Origin of the sequence: Mumia sp. ZJ430 (assembly GCF_011751845.1) — a bacterium.
Taxonomy (GTDB): domain Bacteria; phylum Actinomycetota; class Actinomycetes; order Propionibacteriales; family Nocardioidaceae; genus Mumia.
The window spans coordinates 931,848-947,740 of record NZ_JAAHFK010000002.1 but is presented as its reverse complement, the minus strand read 5'-3'; the positions used below and the strand labels follow the sequence as shown (position 1 = coordinate 947,740).

General features: G+C 68.8%; 19 protein-coding genes. 6 read left to right on the top strand and 13 right to left on the bottom strand.

Annotated features, from left to right (window positions below; genetic code table 11):
- Positions 1-23: 23 nt before the first annotated feature.
- On the bottom strand, positions 24-1,118 hold the full coding sequence (locus tag HCT63_RS11045) for a HAMP domain-containing sensor histidine kinase (RefSeq protein ID WP_167004129.1): 1,095 nt from the start codon (positions 1,116-1,118) through the stop codon (positions 24-26).
- Complete coding sequence (locus HCT63_RS11040; protein ID WP_167004126.1) at positions 1,111-1,806, bottom strand: response regulator transcription factor; 696 nt, start codon at positions 1,804-1,806, stop codon at positions 1,111-1,113. Before HCT63_RS11040 ends, HCT63_RS11045 begins: the two co-directional genes overlap by 8 nt.
- A gap of 87 nt (positions 1,807-1,893) precedes the next feature.
- Here HCT63_RS11040 and HCT63_RS20265 point away from each other — a divergent pair, with 87 nt between their 5' ends.
- The 6 genes from HCT63_RS20265 (at position 1,894) to HCT63_RS11015 (ending at position 5,948) form a co-directional block, all read left to right on the top strand.
- Positions 1,894-2,400 (top strand): D-alanyl-D-alanine carboxypeptidase family protein, encoded by a 507-nt coding sequence (locus tag HCT63_RS20265; protein WP_243842989.1) that lies wholly within the window; start codon positions 1,894-1,896, stop codon positions 2,398-2,400.
- The gene (locus tag HCT63_RS11035; RefSeq protein ID WP_243842988.1) at positions 2,397-2,792 is read left to right on the top strand and encodes a VanZ family protein; all 396 of its coding nucleotides are present in this window, start codon (positions 2,397-2,399) and stop codon (positions 2,790-2,792) included. Before HCT63_RS20265 ends, HCT63_RS11035 begins: the two co-directional genes overlap by 4 nt.
- 245 nt (positions 2,793-3,037) lie before the next feature.
- The gene (locus HCT63_RS11030; protein WP_167004120.1) at positions 3,038-4,015 is read left to right on the top strand and encodes a helix-turn-helix domain-containing protein; all 978 of its coding nucleotides are present in this window, start codon (positions 3,038-3,040) and stop codon (positions 4,013-4,015) included.
- Positions 4,016-4,083: 68 nt separating this feature from the next.
- The gene (locus HCT63_RS11025) at positions 4,084-4,989 is read left to right on the top strand and encodes a DUF1838 family protein (protein ID WP_167004117.1); all 906 of its coding nucleotides are present in this window, start codon (positions 4,084-4,086) and stop codon (positions 4,987-4,989) included.
- Positions 4,990-5,035: 46 nt separating this feature from the next.
- Entirely contained in the window at positions 5,036-5,431 is a 396-nt protein-coding gene (locus HCT63_RS11020; protein ID WP_243842987.1) for a DoxX family protein, read from the top strand.
- A 55-nt stretch (positions 5,432-5,486) separates the two neighbouring features.
- Positions 5,487-5,948 carry a GNAT family N-acetyltransferase gene (locus HCT63_RS11015; protein WP_167004114.1) on the top strand — a complete coding sequence of 154 codons (462 nt, stop codon included), beginning with the start codon at positions 5,487-5,489 and terminating at the stop codon, positions 5,946-5,948.
- Positions 5,949-6,133: 185 nt separating this feature from the next.
- Here the strand turns inward: HCT63_RS11015 and HCT63_RS11010 are convergent, their stop codons facing one another.
- The 11 genes from HCT63_RS11010 to HCT63_RS10960 all read right to left on the bottom strand — a co-directional run bounded on the left by HCT63_RS11010 (position 6,134) and on the right by HCT63_RS10960 (position 15,827).
- Positions 6,134-6,694 carry a DUF1269 domain-containing protein gene (locus HCT63_RS11010; protein ID WP_167004111.1) on the bottom strand — a complete coding sequence of 187 codons (561 nt, stop codon included), beginning with the start codon at positions 6,692-6,694 and terminating at the stop codon, positions 6,134-6,136.
- An 85-nt stretch (positions 6,695-6,779) separates the two neighbouring features.
- Positions 6,780-7,175, bottom strand: coding sequence for an SHOCT domain-containing protein (locus tag HCT63_RS11005; protein ID WP_167004108.1), 396 nt, complete (start codon positions 7,173-7,175; stop codon positions 6,780-6,782).
- 84 nt (positions 7,176-7,259) lie between these two features.
- Entirely contained in the window at positions 7,260-8,171 is a 912-nt protein-coding gene (locus tag HCT63_RS11000) for an alpha/beta hydrolase (protein ID WP_167004106.1), read from the bottom strand.
- Positions 8,168-8,929, bottom strand: coding sequence for a 3-hydroxybutyrate dehydrogenase (locus HCT63_RS10995; protein WP_167004103.1), 762 nt, complete (start codon positions 8,927-8,929; stop codon positions 8,168-8,170). The genes HCT63_RS11000 and HCT63_RS10995 overlap by 4 nt, the downstream gene beginning before the upstream one ends.
- Positions 8,926-9,594 carry a TetR/AcrR family transcriptional regulator gene (locus tag HCT63_RS10990; RefSeq protein WP_167004101.1) on the bottom strand — a complete coding sequence of 223 codons (669 nt, stop codon included), beginning with the start codon at positions 9,592-9,594 and terminating at the stop codon, positions 8,926-8,928. Before HCT63_RS10990 ends, HCT63_RS10995 begins: the two co-directional genes overlap by 4 nt.
- Positions 9,591-11,165: an AMP-binding protein gene (locus HCT63_RS10985; protein WP_167004098.1), complete on the bottom strand. Its 1,575-nt coding sequence runs from the start codon at positions 11,163-11,165 to the stop codon at positions 9,591-9,593. The genes HCT63_RS10990 and HCT63_RS10985 overlap by 4 nt, the downstream gene beginning before the upstream one ends.
- Complete coding sequence (locus HCT63_RS10980) at positions 11,162-12,241, bottom strand: branched-chain amino acid ABC transporter permease (RefSeq protein WP_167004095.1); 1,080 nt, start codon at positions 12,239-12,241, stop codon at positions 11,162-11,164. The genes HCT63_RS10985 and HCT63_RS10980 overlap by 4 nt, the downstream gene beginning before the upstream one ends.
- Positions 12,238-13,113 carry a branched-chain amino acid ABC transporter permease gene (locus tag HCT63_RS10975; RefSeq protein ID WP_167004092.1) on the bottom strand — a complete coding sequence of 292 codons (876 nt, stop codon included), beginning with the start codon at positions 13,111-13,113 and terminating at the stop codon, positions 12,238-12,240. Before HCT63_RS10975 ends, HCT63_RS10980 begins: the two co-directional genes overlap by 4 nt.
- Positions 13,110-13,844, bottom strand: coding sequence for an ABC transporter ATP-binding protein (locus HCT63_RS10970; protein WP_208322377.1), 735 nt, complete (start codon positions 13,842-13,844; stop codon positions 13,110-13,112). Before HCT63_RS10970 ends, HCT63_RS10975 begins: the two co-directional genes overlap by 4 nt.
- Positions 13,841-14,605, bottom strand: a complete 765-nt coding sequence (locus tag HCT63_RS10965) for an ABC transporter ATP-binding protein (RefSeq protein ID WP_167004089.1) — start codon at positions 14,603-14,605, stop codon at positions 13,841-13,843. Before HCT63_RS10965 ends, HCT63_RS10970 begins: the two co-directional genes overlap by 4 nt.
- A 31-nt stretch (positions 14,606-14,636) precedes the next feature.
- A complete protein-coding gene (locus HCT63_RS10960) occupies positions 14,637-15,827 on the bottom strand; it encodes a substrate-binding domain-containing protein (protein WP_167004087.1) in 1,191 nt (396 codons plus the stop codon).
- Positions 15,828-15,893 lie beyond the last annotated feature (66 nt).

The following is a 15,893-nucleotide window of genomic DNA, read 5'->3' as shown; positions in this document are numbered from 1 at the left end:
TGGTCGTTGCTGTCGACGCCTCGTCACCTCTCGCGTCGTGGTGGTGCGGCGGGGAGCCGTACCGTGACGCAGAGCCCGCCGGCCGGGCGGGCGGTGAGGCTGAGGGTGCCGTCGTGCGCACGGCCGATGTGCTCGACGATCGCCAGTCCCAGGCCGACACCGGAGTGGTCGTCGTGGACACGGTCGGAGCCGCGTCTGAACGGCTCGGCGAGCGTGGCGACCAGGTGCGGGCTGAGCTTCGCGCCGGTGTTCTCCACGGTGAGCAGCACGCCCGACGACTGGACGCTGGTGGTGACCCGCACGCTCCCTTGGTCGGGGGAGTTGTGGACGATCGCGTTGTGCACGAGGTTCGTCGTCATCTGCAGCAGCAGTGCAGGTGAGCCGACTGTCGTCGCGACGTCGCCGGACGTCTCGAGGGTGATGCCGCGCCGTTCCGCGAGGGGAAGGAGCGTCTCGGTGGCTTCTTCTGCGAGGAGGGACAGGTCGACGGGCTCTCGGGTGAACGAGCCCTGATCCGCCCGGCTGAGCAGAAGCAGTGCCTGCGTGAGGTCGATCGCCCGGGCGTTCACGGCGTAGAGGCGGTCGACGAGCTCGGCGGGGTCGCGGCTCGGATCCTTCCGGGCGAGGTCGAGGAGTGTCTGCGTGACCGCCAGCGGCGTACGCAGCTCGTGCGAGGCGTTCGCGGCGAACCGCTGCTGCTCGGCGACCTGGGCCTCGAGGCGCCCGAGCATCGTGTCGAAGGAGTCGGCGAGCTCGCGGAACTCGTCCTGGCGGCCTTCCATCTCGATCCTGTGCGAGAGCGACCCGGTCGCCGCGCGGCGGGTGGCGTTGGTGATGCGGGTCAGGGGAGCAAGCATCCGTCCCGCGAGAAGCCAGCCCCCGATGACACCGATGACGAGCAGGAACACCAGCGCCTGGGCCGCTCTCGGCGCGAAGGCTTCCAGCAGGTCGGAGCGCGTGGGCGTGAAGGGGCCGGGGCCGCGGTTCGCGCGATCGGGCACGTAGCGCAGGAGGAACACCCACACGGTGGCGAGCAGCAGTGCACCGGTGACCATGACGAAGCCCGCATAGCTGAGCGTGAGCTTGAGGCGGACACTGAGACCCGGCGCTCTAGCCACGATCGCCTCCCTCGCGCTCGGTCTCGGGCTGCGTGTCGATGCGATACCCGACGCCGGGGACGGTGGCGATCAGTCCGGGTTCGCCGAGCCGTTTGCGCAGGGCCGAGACGGTGATGCGCACGGCGTTGGTGAACGGGTCCGCGTTCTCGTCCCACGCTCGCTCGAGGAGCTGCTCGGCGCTGATGACACCGCCTTCGGCTGTCATGAGGACTTCAAGCACCGCGAACTGCTTGCGGGTGAGGGCGACGTAGCGGCCGTCGCGATAGACCTCGCGGCGGAACGGGTCGAGCCGCAGGCCGGCGATCTCGCGTACGGGAGGTCGGATGTGCGCGCGCCGACGGTCGAGTGCTCGCAGCCGGAGCACCAGCTCCCGCAGCTCGAAGGGTTTGGTGAGGTAGTCGTCAGCACCGAGCCCGAACCCGGAGGCCAGGTCGTCGAGGCGGTCGGCCGCGGTGAGCATGAGGATCGGCATGCCGCTGCCGGAAGCGATGATGCGTCGGGCGATCTCGTCCCCGGAGGGACCGGGGATGTCGCGATCGAGCACGGCGATGTCGTACGAGTTGACGCCCAGCAGCTCCAGCGCGGTGTCGCCGTCCCCGGCGAGGTCGGCCGCGATCGCCTCCAGCCGGAGCCCGTCGCGTACGGCCTCCGCGAGCAGGGGCTCGTCCTCGACGACCAGTACGCGCATGCTCCGATGGTAGGGACCCGCCGCCTATCGTCGCCGTATCGAAATCCGCGTACGTGCTGGCAACACCACCTTTCTTTGACTGGTGGCATGTCCCGCAACCACGCAAGACGCGCCCTCGCCGTGACGATTGCCGTCGCGGCGCCCGTGCTCTGTCTCGGCTGCAGCCCGGCCGCTGATCCGCCGGAGCAGACCCGTGCGGCGGTGGCGAACCTCGACCCGAAGCTCCTCGCCGCCCTGCGCGAGGCCGCGGCTGAAGCGGCCGACGACGGGGTCGAGCTCGAGGTCACCAGCGGATGGCGCTCGACCGGCTACCAGAAGCAGCTCTTCCAGGAAGCAGTCACGCGGTTTGGATCGGACCACGCGGCCGAGCGATGGGTCGCGCGTCCCGGCACCTCGGTGCACGAGGACGGCGACGCGGTCGACATCGGTCCGTCGTCGGCTGCGACATGGCTGGCCGAGCACGGCGCCTCCTTCGGGCTGTGCCGGATCTACGGCAACGAACCGTGGCACTTCGAGCTGCGTCCCGATGCGATCGCCGAGGGGTGTCCGGAGACCTACGCCGACCCCACGCACGACCCGAGGCTGCAGCGGTGAGCAGGCCGGCGCTGCGTACGACGCTGGCCGAGATCGGCATCGTCTGCGGGACGCTGCCATGGGTGTGGCTCACTCTGCGGCCGGCTGGCGGCGCCGCGCACGGCACGGTGAGTCTCGTGCCGCTGCGGGACCTGTCGAGCATGCCGCCCTACCAGATCGTCGGGAACCTGCTGGTCTTCGCGGCGCTCGGTTTCTTCGCCCCCGTACGGTTCAGCGCGCTCGCGTGCATCCCCCGTACCGTCGCCGTCGCGGCAGTCTGCTCGGTCCTGATCGAGACCGCGCAGTACGTCGCACAACAGGGCCGGGTGTCCTCCGTCGACGACGTCCTGCTCAACACCGCCGGCGCCGGGCTTGCCGCTCTCGCGTCCCGCCGATGGTGGCGCCGGCGGTGAGGAGTTCTGATCCGTCAGGAGCTCAGAGCTTCCGGCAGACGTTGGGGTCCTGGTCGCCCTCCCACGCATCCTGGCGGTGCAGCATCGCGTACCGGGTCCCCGGGCCGTAGACGCCGTCGGCAGTGATGCCCGCGATCTGCTGGACGCGCTTGACCGCGGAGCCATTTCGACGAGGCTTGAAATGCGGTGGGCGGTGAGTCCCTGAGTCTGTGACTCTTCTCGGAAGCCTGACCAAGGGGGATTCAGTGCTTCGCATCCACTTCAGTGAGCTCGATCTTGCCCGGACCAGGGTCACCGCCCAACCCGACCCGATGTGGGAGATCGCCTCGAGCCTGCACCGATTCCAGACTCGCCGGGGGCGCTGGGCGCACGAGCGCTGGCACAAGCACGCCCTTCATACGCTGCGCGACACCGCACTCGGTCGCACCGTCCGCACTCTGCTCATGCCGCTGTACCCGCGGGCCCAGTACTTCCCGGACTTCCTCACTCCTGGGGAGGGCGCGGACAGCCTCGACGCAGGGCTCGACGCGATCCTCGCCCTCCCGGAGAGCCAGGTCACCCAAGAGATCTCACGGCTCGATCTCCGCAAGGGAAACGGGCCGATGCTGCGTGCTCTCGCGGAGCCGCGAGAGCGACGTGTCCTGACCGAGACGCTGCGTGCCTACCACCAGGTCGTGATCGAGCCGGTCGCCAGCGAGATGCAAGCCCTGCTCGACGGCGAGCGGGCGGTGCGCTCTCGCCATCTGCTGGATGGGGGAGTGGATGGCCTTCTCCGAGGTCTAGGCCCAGCGTTCCGCTGGCAGCCGCCGGTTCTCAGCGTCCTCGACCACATCGACGATCGCGATGTCCACCTCGGCGGACGCGGGCTTCGCCTCGTCCCTTCGTACTTCTGCTGGCACCAGCCAGTCACCTTCGCAGACCCGTCGCTGCCGCAGGTCCTCGTCTATCCGCTGCCGCGTACTGCTGCGGACCACGTCGCGGCTTACCCGGAGCGGGCGCTTGCTGCCCTCATCGGTGGCAGCCGCGCTCTCGTGCTGGCGGCCTGCGCGGCCGGCGCCACCACCTCCGAGATCGCGCGCCAGCTGGGGATTTCGGCCGCGACGGTCAGCTATCACACTCGTACGCTGCGCGAGGCTGGGCTGATCAGCAGTCGACGCGACACCGACTCCGTGATGCACTCCGTCACCCAGCTCGGCATCGAGCTGATGCGCCAGACCCGTTGAGGCGCCGCACGGTGCTAGCGTCCCTCCACCACCGCCCGCGGAGGGCGGCGCTGACGAAGGGACCCACCGTGACCAGCTTCGTACCGCTCGACCTGGCCGCATCACCGCGAGACAACCTGTACGCGTTCGGCAAGACGTGGGGGACCTTCGGCGACGACCCTTTGATCTCGACGTTCCACGGCACGATGTACGCCTCGATCGGGACGTCGAGGCAGCAGCCGTTGTTCGGGTACGCCGGCACCGGGATCACGAAGGTTCGCTTCGTCGGCGAGGGCGCGGACGAGCGGCTGCAGATGCGCGGCAAGGAGACCGGGTTCTTCTACGACCTGCGGACGGGTGAGGTCATCGAGACCTGGGACAACCCGTTCACCGGTGAGACCGTCGACGTCTTCCCGTTCCTCAACGACAAGATCGGCGGCGAGCTGACCCTCGAGATGCCGAGGCTGTTCGTCGGTGACGCCGAGGAGCACGGCGTCGCGATGAACGAGAACGTCGATGCCTCCGACGACGGGTCGTTGCCGTTCCTCCTTCCGTGGGCGGTGTACGGGGACGAGGTGCTGCTGGAGTGGGACTACGCTCACGAATATCCGAACCCGGTCACGCCGTCGGGTTGGCCGCGCTCGTCGACGGGCGCGACGATCAATCCGTCGGAGCACTTCGTCATCTACACGTCCAAGCGTGAGCTGGAGGACCGCGACCTCGCCTCGGCGCACTTCCGTGCTGGCTTCTCGCGGGTCTCGCCGTTCTGGCCGTGGATGCGGATGGGCGGCTCGGGACTCGAGGGCGGTGTGATGACCGGGCGCTTGCACAGCCGCAAGACGATCCGCGGGCTCGACGACGTGCCGCCCAAGATCCGTGCGTACACCGAGAAGCACCACCCGGAGTTCTTCGAGGCGCCGGAGGGCTGGGACGTGTCCGGCCCGATCCTGTCGTCGTGGGAGGCGTACGCCCGCGACACCCCGCGCGAGGCGTAGCCGCCGCGATCTGTCACACGGAGCGATCGCCCGGTGTCTTCATGGCATGACCATCGAGATGAACGTGGTGTTGTGGATCGCCACCGGTCTGCTGGCCGTGGTCGCCTTGGTCGGCGGCGTGACCAAGACCTTCGTCCCCAAGGAGAGGCTGGCCGCGCAGCACGGCGGCGAATGGACCGCTGACGCGAGCGTCGGCTTCGTCAAGACGCTCGGTGTCCTCGAGCTTCTTGCCGCCGTGGGCCTCGTCCTGCCCGCCCTTGTCGGTGCTGCGCCGGTGCTCGTACCCGTGACTGCAGCCTGCTGGGTCGTCCTCATGGTCGGCGCGATGATCACTCACGGCCGTTTGGGGCAATCCTCGCTCGTCGTGCTCACCGGGGGCTACCTCGCCCTCGCGGCCTTCATCGCGTGGGGTCGCTTCGGGTCCTACCCGCTCGTGAGCTGACTGGCAGCGCCCGGGGTCGTTGCGCGGCTTGGGCGTACGGAGGATCGTGAGGTGCGTGCCTGACGTGATTCCCGTACCCGCCGAGCCTGCGGACGCGACGGCCGTACGCGAGCTGGTGCGCAGCGCGTACGCGCCGTACGTCCCGCGCATGGGGCAGGAGCCGGCACCGATGAACGCCGACTACGCGCGTGACATCGAGGACGGGGACGTCCACGTCGTACGCGAGGCCGGCGAGCTCGTCGCTGTTGTCGTGACCCGCGGGGGAGGCGACCACCTCCTGGTCGAGAACATCGCGGTCGTACCTGCGCGGCAGTCGCGGGGACTCGGCCGCGGGATCTTGGCCTGGACCGAGGCCCGCGCGACGAGTCGCGGGTACGACGAGGTCCGCCTCTACACCCACGAGACGATGGTCGAGAACATCGCCTTCTATCAGCGGCACGGTTTCGAGATCACGCGCGTTGCTGCGGAAGACCCGTTCCGGCGGGTGCACATGCGGAAGGTGTGCGCGGCTCGCTGAGGTCGAAGATCAGCGTCCGAGCGCGTGCAAGGTTTTGGCAGCCTTACCGCGGTCGTCGTCGGTCGCGGCGCGGAGGCTCGGCTTGGTCGATCTCGCGCTCGCACCGGGGCTGACCGACAAGCAACGCTGCGCCGATGACCAGAGTGGCGAGTCCCGCAGTCCGGCTCGCCTGCAGCACGGCTTCTTCATTCATCCTGCTGGGCCTGCTTGGCCGCCGCCTTGATGTCATCAGCCTCGACCGTGTCGATGGCGGACTCGATGATGGCGTCGGCCCGCTCGAGAGCCTTCCGGATCTTGACGGCGCCGGGGTCGGAGACGAGCGCGAGCAGGCCGGAGTGTCCGGGCGGGATGGCGTTCTCGAGCTGCTGCTCGAGCTCGCCGTGGTGGTGGCGCTGACGCAGCTTGCCGACGAGGGCGCCCGCGGATCCGCCGACGACCGCGGTCCCGAGGATCGATGGCGGGAAGATCACGCCGAGCGCAATGCCCCCGACCACGCCCCACTTGAGCCCGGTCTTCGTGCTGTGGTCGGTTGCCTTCTGTACTGCCAGCTTGCCCTCGGCCGAGCGGGTCACCACGACCACGCCCTCGATCTCGACAGTGCGGCCGTCTTCGGTGGCCTTGAGGGTTTCGTACGCCTCCCATGCCGCGCTGGTGTCACTGAAGTCTGCGACGAGGAGGGTGTAGGCGCCGTCGGAGACGACGGCCGCGTTGATGTCAGGGTCGGGGGTGTTGCTGTCGTCCGACATGGCGAGCTCCCTTGATCGATAGGGCTCTCACTCTTCGGCGGCACGAACGCTGCGGCATCACCCGATGCGGGTGATGCCGCCGGCGTCACGCGAGGGCCTTGGCCTTCAAGGTCTCGTACTCGCCCTGGTCGATGGCGCCGGAGTCGAGGAGCGCCTTGGCGCTGGCGATCTGGTCGGTTGCCGACGTCGAGGTGCTGGCAACCTGCTTGATGTAGTCGGCTTGGGCGGCTTGGAGCTCCTGGGCCTTGGCCTGCTGCCGTTCGGTCATGCTTCGGCCGCGTGCGATGAGGTAGATCAGAGCGCCGACCCAGGGCACGAAGATGAGGAGCACTGCCCATCCGGCCTTCGCCCAGCCGCTGAGCGTGTGGTCGCCGAACATGTCGAACAGGCACCGGACCCACACCATGAATGCGGCGATCCAGATGAAGAACCAGAAGGACCAGAGAAGGACATCTCCGAAGTCATTGGTCACGGAGTCCATGGCAGCCTCTTCTCCTAGAGCCGGGTCGCTGTCGACCGGGTAGACGGAGTGTGGCAGAGCCTGGCGGGCTCGGACAGTCTGAATTCACGGGTGGGATGTTTCTGGGGTGGTCAAGGCAACCTCGTCACGCACCAGTTCTGCGACCGCGTCCGCGCCGCGTGCCGACAGGACGAGCGTGTAGTGGTTGGCGTCGTCGACCCGGTGGTGCCGGATCGTGGGCTTGTCGGCGAGCAGTGCGGGGATCCGCTCGTCGGCGTACAAGCCGGGCTTCTCGTCGAGCAGCCCTCGGGGCACCGTGACAAAGAGTGTCGAGTGCCGCAGGTGCGCGATCGCCTGCGCAGGGGCGGCGCCTGCGTTGAGGTCGACGGTGTCCTCGGACATCGTCGCGTAGCTGGTTGCCGCCCGCAGCGCCGGTGGTTCCCCGACCAGGTCGTACGCGAAGTAGTCCTCGAGCTCCGAAGACCAGCCGTCGGCAAAGGCGGGGTGCCTGCGCCAGAACGCGAAGTAAGCCTCGACATCGGCGAACTCCATCGCGAGCCGCTCGGCGGTCGGCCCGAGAACGGTGGCGATCACCTCGTCTGCGTTGAGCCCCTCGGGGACGTCCAGCGGGAGCCCGCCGTCCAGCAGCACAAGGCTGCCTACTCGGTCCGGAAACTGGTCAGCGAGCACGCACGCGACGAAGCCACCCATCGAGTGCCCGATCACGGTGACCGCATCGGCACCGACGGCGTCCAGCACGGCGACCAGGTCCCGCGCGTGCGCCGTCATGCCCGCGGGCCCCTCGACGCCGTTGCTGCGACCGCGGCCGCGCAGATCGGGGGCGACCAGACGGACCTCGGGGAGCCGCTCAGCGAGGAGGTCCCATGACCGGTGCGACGCGGTGACCCCGTGCACCAGCAGCAGGGTGGGCGCTGAGGGGTCGCCTGCGTCCCAGACCCCGACCCGCAGGTCGCCGCCGGGCACCGGAACGTCGATCGTGCGGTACGGGCGCGTCATCGGGCGGTCCACCCGCCGTCCATCGTGTACGAGGCACCGCTCACCATCGCCGCGTCGTCGGAGCACAGCCACGCGACGAGGGAGGCAACCTGCTCGGGTTCGATGAGCCGCTTCACCGCGGACTCGGTGAGCATCACCTTCTCCACGACCTCGTCCTCGGGGATGCCGTGCGCGGCCGCCTGATCGGCGATCTGCTTCTCGACGAGAGGAGTGCGAACGTACCCGGGGTTCACGCAGTTGCTCGTGACTCCGTACGGGCCACCCTCGAGCGCGGCGACCTTCGAGAGTCCCTCGATCCCGTGCTTTGCGGTGACGTAGGCGACCTTGTACGCGCTGGCGCGCAGCCCGTGCACGCTCGACAGGTTCACGATCCGCCCCCATCCCCGGTCGCACATACCGGGAAGCACAGCGCGCACCAGCAGGAACGGCGACTCGACCATCAGCCGCTGGATCAGCCGGAAATCTTCGGGTGCGAACTTCGCGATCGGGCTCACCCGCTGGACCCCGGCGTTGTTCACCAGGATGTCGGCGTCGAGGGCCAGCTCGTCGAGGGCCGTCGTGTCCGCCAGATCGACCACCCACGCGTGCGCGCCGAGCTCGTCGGCGATCCGGGCGGTCGCGTCGGGATCGACGTCGGCGACGGTCACCTCGGCACCGCGCTCGGCGAGCGTGCGAGCGCAGGCGAGACCGATTCCGCTGGCACCTCCGGTGACGACGGCGCGGCGGCCCTGGAGCGTGCGGTCGGGACGATCGGTCATGAGGTCTCCTTCGGGGCCAAGCCGTCGTTGACGAGGCGCATCATCTCGGTGAGAACGTGGTCCGGGACGTGGGAGGGCGGCTTGCCGTCGGCGTTGCGCTCCCACAGCAGGTAGCGCATGCCGAGGAGCTCACCCATGCCCATCAGCGCCCAGGCCGCGACCTCAGGGTCGATGTCGCTGATCTCGCCTGCCGCCTGCGCCTTCGCGAGACCGGCGCGGTATCCCTCGACGATCCGGGTGTAGTGAAGGCGCAGCATCTCCGGCGACACGAACTCGGCCTCGCGGACGACCCGATACAGCGCGGGGTGCTGGGCGGTGAACTGGAAAAACCCCGCAAACCCGGCGCGCTCGGCCTCGAGGCGGTTCTGCGCTCCCTCCATCGCCTCCGCCATCGAGCGTCGGACCCGACGGTTCAGGTCGACGACGAGGGCTTCGAAGATGGCCTGCTTCGACTCGAAGTAGAGGTAGAAGGTGCCGAGCCCGATGCTGGCACGCTCGGTGATCTTCACGATCGAGGCCTCGTGGTAGCCGAGCTCGGCGAACACGTCCTCCGCAGCAACGAGGAGCCGCGCACGTGTTGCCTCGCCTCGTTTCCCGAGCGGCTTCCCTTGGGCAGACGAGACCGTCTCCACCTCGTCGAGCCCGAAGTCCTCTGTGGCACTCATGCCTGCCCCCTGTTTGCCATGGCGTCCGCCTGCAGTCGCGGCCGGACAATCTTTCCAAGCGCGGTACGCGGAAGCGTCGCGCGTACGTGCACGTACTTCGGGATCTTGAACCCGGCGATCGACCCTCGGAGGTAGGTCCGGATCTCCTCGGCAGTGAGGGGAGCGCCAGATCGCGGCACCACGAACGCGGCGCCGACCTCACCCCACACCTCGTCGGGGACACCGACCACCGCGACCTGCTCCACGAGGGGGTGCGACGCGATCGCCGCCTCGATCTCGGCGGGCGCGATGTTCTCCCCGCCGCTGATGTAGAGGTCCTTCAACCGGCCGACGATCCGAAAACGACCTGCCGCGTCGCGGTCGGCCAGATCACCCGACGTCAGTCGTCCGTCGACGAGTGCTTCTGCTGACGAGCCGGCATCACCTAAGTAGCCGACGAAAAGGCTCGGCCCTCGGACCCACAGCTCGCCGGTGCCTGGACCGACCACGTCCGTCCCGGTGACGATGTCGCGCAGCCCGACCTCGACGTACGGGTAGGGGTGCCCGACGGACCCGGGGTTCGCCTCGGCCTCGTCGGCGCGCAGCATCAGCACGTTCGGGCCGGCTTCGGTAAGGCCGTAGCCCTGCGCGATCCCGACACCGCGATCCGCCCACCGTCGCCACAGCCCGTACGGCATCGCCGACCCGCCGGACATGGCTGCGCGCAGGCTCGAGACGTCGGTGTCGGCGAACGCAGGATCTTCCGCGAGGAGGAGGTACTGCGTCGGCACCCCCATCATCGCCGTGACCCGTCGTTCGGTGATCAGGCTCAGGACACGCGACGGCTGGAACGAGCGTTCGAGCACCACGGTCGCGCCGGCGCGCCAGGCCAGGAGCGGCTGGATGTTCCAGGCGGCGACGTGGAATTGCGGCAGGGTCGCCAGGACGACGTCGGAGGAGGTGATCTCGACAGCCTGTCCGAGCGCGAGGTTGTTCCAGAAGCAGCTCGCGTGGGTGAGGACGACCGCCTTGGGCTGCCCCGCACTGCCCGAGGTGACGATGATCAGCAGCGGGTCGTCGTCGCGCACCGGCCGGTGTGCGACGCCGGAGTTGTTGGCCGCGTCCGCTCGTACGGACAGCGGGACGGCCGCCTCCACGCCTGTCGTCCCGAGCTCGGCCACGGGCGGCGGTGTCCCTAGCCGCGACACGGCGTCGCGGCCGAGCGCGGAGTACTCGTCCTCGACGAGGAGGATCGCAGGGTCCACCCTCTCGAGCAGGTCGGCGAGCTCGATCGCGGTCAAACGCCACGACAGCGGGACCAGCGCAAGCGCCGCCTGAGCACAGGCGAAGAAGACGACGACGTGGTCGATCGAGTTCCCCGTCAGCGTCGCGACCCGGTCACCCGGGGCGTACCCGGCAGTCTGCAGGGTACGGGCGAGGTCGCTCGAGCGACGGGCGAGTGCGCCGTACGTGATGGTGACGCCCCGATCGTCGATGGCGACGGCGTCGGGTTCCTGCCGGGCGCGGTCGGTCAGCCATCGCCCGATGGTGTGGGCACCCGCGTCGGCACTCTGCCACGTCGCGTGGGTCATGCCGCCGACTCTGCCGGCGAAGACTCCTCGCGCGGGCGTTCGTGCCGAGACCGCGTACGGGTGGCCGCCGCAGTCGCCCCTGCGATGCCGCCGGGGAAGAACATGACCACGAGGATGAACAGGGTGCCGAGGATGAACATCGGCTCGGAGAGCGGGACCCGCAGCACATCGGGCAGTGACTCGACCGCATCGGAGTGGGCGAACACCGACAGGCGCTGGTTCAGCAGCGTGTAGAGGACGCCCCCGACGATGACGCCCCAGCGCGATCCGACTCCGCCGAGGACGACCATCACGAGGATCGTGATCGTCAGGTCGGCCGACACCGAACGCGGGACGGCGCCGCTCTGCAGCAGCAGGTAGGTCGCACCGGTCAGCGAGGCGAGCACGCCGGCGACGGTGAAGACCATCAGCTTCGCGGCGTACGGCGAAAGCCCGAGGACCCGCACGCGCAGCTCGTTCTCGCGCGTCGCCGCAGCGACGTGGCCGACCCGCGAACGATCGATCCAGACGACGATCACGTAGACGAGGACGAGCATCACCAGCGTCAGCCAGTAGAGGTTCCGCGTGTTCGCGACCCCGACCATCCAGTCCGGGACGTGGTCGGTCGGGAGGCTGAGGCCTTCCTCACCGCCGGTGGCCCCGCCGGGGTTGCGACGGACGAGCACGGAGCCGGCCTGGGCGAAGGCGAGGGTGACCATCGCGAACGGGATGCCCGTGACGCGCAGGCTGATCGCCCCCGTCACCTGAGCCAGCACGAAGCCGCCGACCAGCGTCACCAGCAGCGCCGACCACAGCGAGAGGCCGGTGTGCTCGAGGACGATCCCCAAGCCGTACGCGCCCGCGCCGAACGCCAGCGCGTGACCGAACGAGAGGAGACCCGCGGTGCCGAGCAGCAGGTTGTACGAGAGTGCGAGGGCGGCGAACACCATGCACAGCGCGAGCAGGCTCAACGCGCCGGGCTGGTAGGTGGGCCCCGGCAGGACGCCCGGGATCTGCAGGTTGACCAGCGGCAGGATGGCCATGACGACGACCACCGCCGTACCGCCGACGACGGGTCCGATCCGTAGGCGGCTCATGCGCGGGCTCCCATCAGTCCGGTAGGCCGTACGAGAAGCACGGCCGCAAGCGCGAGGACGACCACGAAGTCGCCGGTCCCGGACAGGTAGTAGTTGGCGAACTGCTGGAGCATGGCCACGAGTACGGAGGCGACGGCCGCGCCCGTGAGGGAGCCCAGCCCGCCGATCACCGTGACGATGAACGCGAAGATCAGGAGAGAGCCGCCGAGGCTAGGCGACACGTAGCCGAAGTAGTGCGACGCGAGGACGCCCCCGAGTCCGGCCGCTGCGCCACCGATGGTGAAGACGAGCGTGAACGATTTACGGACGTCGATCCCGAGGGCGGTGACCATCGCGCGGTTCTCCACGCCGGCGCGGATGATCATCCCGTAGCGGGTGTGCCGCAGGAACATCACGATCGCGATGAGCACCATGGCGGCGACCGCGATCACCACGAACCGGTCGTTGGGGATCCGGGCGCCGGCGATCCCTGTGGTCTCGTCCAGCCATGCGGGGCCACGGATGAAGCGCGGGTCCGACCCCCAGATGCCTTCGAACAGCGCCACCGTCGCCAGCGAGAGGCCGACGGTGACGAGGACCTGCTCGATGTGGCGCTCGTACAGCGGCCGGATGAGGACGAGCTCGGTGAGCGCAGCCACCAGCGCACCAACGGCGGCTCCCACCAGCATCGACGTCGCGAACCCGAGCCAGCTCGTCGCGTCGATCTGCTGAGCGACCATCCAGCCGAGGAACGCGCCGAGTGTGAGGAAGCTGCCGTGCGCGAAATTCAGGACGTGCATCAGGCCGTAGATCAGCGAGAGGCCCGAGGCGACGAGGAAGTAGAGGGCGCCGAGTCCCAATCCGGTCACGGCGAGCAGGACGACCGTGCTCATCGGGTCACCTCGCTCGTCGTCTCGCCGTGGACGCCGAGGAGCCGTGTCGTCAGCTCGTCGTCGTCCAGCAGTGCCGTGGCGTCGCCGGTGTGGACCACACGGCCGCTCTCGATCACCACGGCCGCGTCGGCAAGGCGTCGTACGACGTCGAGGTTCTGCTCGACCAGGAGGATCGGCACCGTCTTCGCCGCCTCCTGGAGGGCCTCAGCGACCTCGTTGACGACGCGCGGAGCGAGGCCCTTCGTCGGCTCGTCGACGAGAAGGATCTGGTTGTCGTTGATGAGGGCCCGGGCGAGCGACACCATCTGCTGCTGGCCTCCCGACAACGTTCCTGCCATCTGATCCCTCCGGGCGACGAGGTCGGGGAACAAGGCGTCGACGAGGTCGCGCCGCGGGTGTGCCGTCCGCTCAGCCAGCCGGATGTTCTCAGCGACGGTGAGCTTCGAGAAGACCTCCCGGTCCTCGGGGACGTAGCCGACTCCGCGCTGCACGATCTTGTACGTCGGCAGCCGATCGATGCGCTCACCGGCGAGCCGGATGTCGCCTGTGCGGTGAATGAGGCCGAGGATGCTCCGCAGCGTGCTGGTCTTGCCGACGCCGTTGCGGCCGAGGACCGCGGTGACCCCGTACGGCGGCACGGTGAGGCTGACGTCCTCCACCACCTGTTGACCGTCGATGTCGCCGGCAAGATGCTCGACGACGAGCACCGGGTCGCTGTCTGTCATGGTCATGCGTTCGTCCCGAGGTAGGCGTTCTGGACTGTCGGGTCGGCCATCACTGCCGAGGGTGTGTCGTACGCGAGGACGTGTCCGAAGTGCAGGACCGCCACCTTGTCGACGAGGCCGAGAAGCACGTCCATGTGGTGCTCGACCATCAGGACGGTGCACCCCTTGTCGCGGTGCAGCGAGTGGATGATCGCGCTGAGGCCGGCGACGTCACCGGACCCGACGCCCGCCATCGGCTCGTCGAGCAGGATGACGGACGGGTGGGAGGCGAGGAGCATGGCGATCTCGAGCTTGCGCTTGTCGCCGTGCGAGAGCCCGCCTGCCAGGACGTCCACCTTGTCGGCGAGCCCGACCTCGTCGAGATGGTCGAGCGCCGCCTTGGTCGCGGCGTCGGTGCGCCGGGGGAACCGGACGACCGAGAGGCTGCCTCCTCGCGAGACCTGCGCCGCCAACCTCACGTTCTCGAGAACGCTGAGGTCGGGGAACAGGCTCGAGGTCTGGAAAGTACGGCCCAGTCCCGCCCGTGCCCGGCTCGCGACCGGCATCGTGGTGATGTCCTTGCCGTCGAGCAGCACGGATCCGTCGGTGGGGGTGATCAGACCAGAGACCGCGTTGAACAGCGTGGTCTTGCCTGCGCCGTTCGGGCCGATGATCCCCACCATCGAACCGCGGTCGACGGCGAGGTCGATCCCCTCGAGGATGGTCGCTCCTCCGATCCGCAGGCCAAGGCTGCGGATCTCGAGCGCGGGCGTGGCTGGTGCCGTCATTTCGTCGTTGTTCCTTGTCCGAGTCGGACCGTCACGGGGCCTCGGGCGGGGCGACCTGGTCGGACGGCACGGCCGCGACCAGCTCTGGCTTGAACCCGTCTCCGTCAGCCACGAGCTTCGCCTGGAACATGTCCTGGACCAGCGCGTGGTCGCTCGCGCGCACCGTGGTCTTGCCCTTGGGGCCGTCGAACGACCATCCCTCGAGTGCCTTGACCATGGCGTCGACGTCGCCGTCGCCCTCCTCGATCGCGCGGACGATCATCTGACCGGCGACGAAACCGTCCGGCGAGAAGAGGTCGGGCTTGCTGCCCTTCTCCTCGAGGTACGAGACGAGGGCCTTGTTGACGTCATTGTCGCTCGCCGTGCCGAAGTAGTGGCTGAGGAAGCTGATCTTCTCCGAGGCCGGTCCGTACGCCCCGTACGTGGCGATGTCACCGAGGCCGGTCACGACCGGGGCAGCGTCGAACACACCCTGCTGCTCCAGCGACTGCCACAAGCTGCCGGAGGTGGCACCCGCCCACGCGACGAACACGAGATCGGGCTTGGTGTTGACGACCTGGCGGGCGAAGGAGGTGAACTCGGTAACGTCCTCGGCGACCAGGACGGGCTTCACGTTGCCGCCCAAGCCGTCGGCCCCGAGGACCGCCTGGACCGCCGCGACGTTGCCCTGACCGAAAGCGTTGTCCTGCGCGAGCACAGTGATCGTCTTGCCCTGCACCTCGTCGAGGAAGGTGGCCGCCGTGGCGACGTCCTGGAAGCTTTGACGTCCAGAACGGAACGTGTAGTCGTTGATGCCCGTCACGGCGTCGGCCGCCGCCGGGCCGGAGATGTAGAGGACCTTGTTCTGCTTGGCCTGCTCGGCCAGTGCGAGGGCGACGCCGGAGGACGCAGTGCCGGCGATGATCTTCACGCCGTCGCCGATGTACTCCTTGGAGAGCTGCACCGCCTTGTCGACGTCGGCGGCGTCGTCGCCCTCGGTGATCTTGATCTTCGTGCCGTCGACCTTGCCCGAACCATCGGTGGCGTAGTCGAGGCCCGCCTCGAGTCCGTCGAGGTATGCCTTTCCGTACGCCGCGAGGGGACCCGACTTCGATGTGATGACGCCGACCTCGATGGTGCCGCCGTCGGCCGAGGCGTCGTCCGATGACGGTGCGCATGCCGCGAGCGTGAGTGCTGCCGCGACTGCCGCGACAGCGAGTCGGGTGTTCTTACGTGTGCTCATGTCCGTGCCTTTCCTCCCTGAAAGGGCCCGAACCTGAAACCTGATTCGGGTCGCAGGAAACCTAGC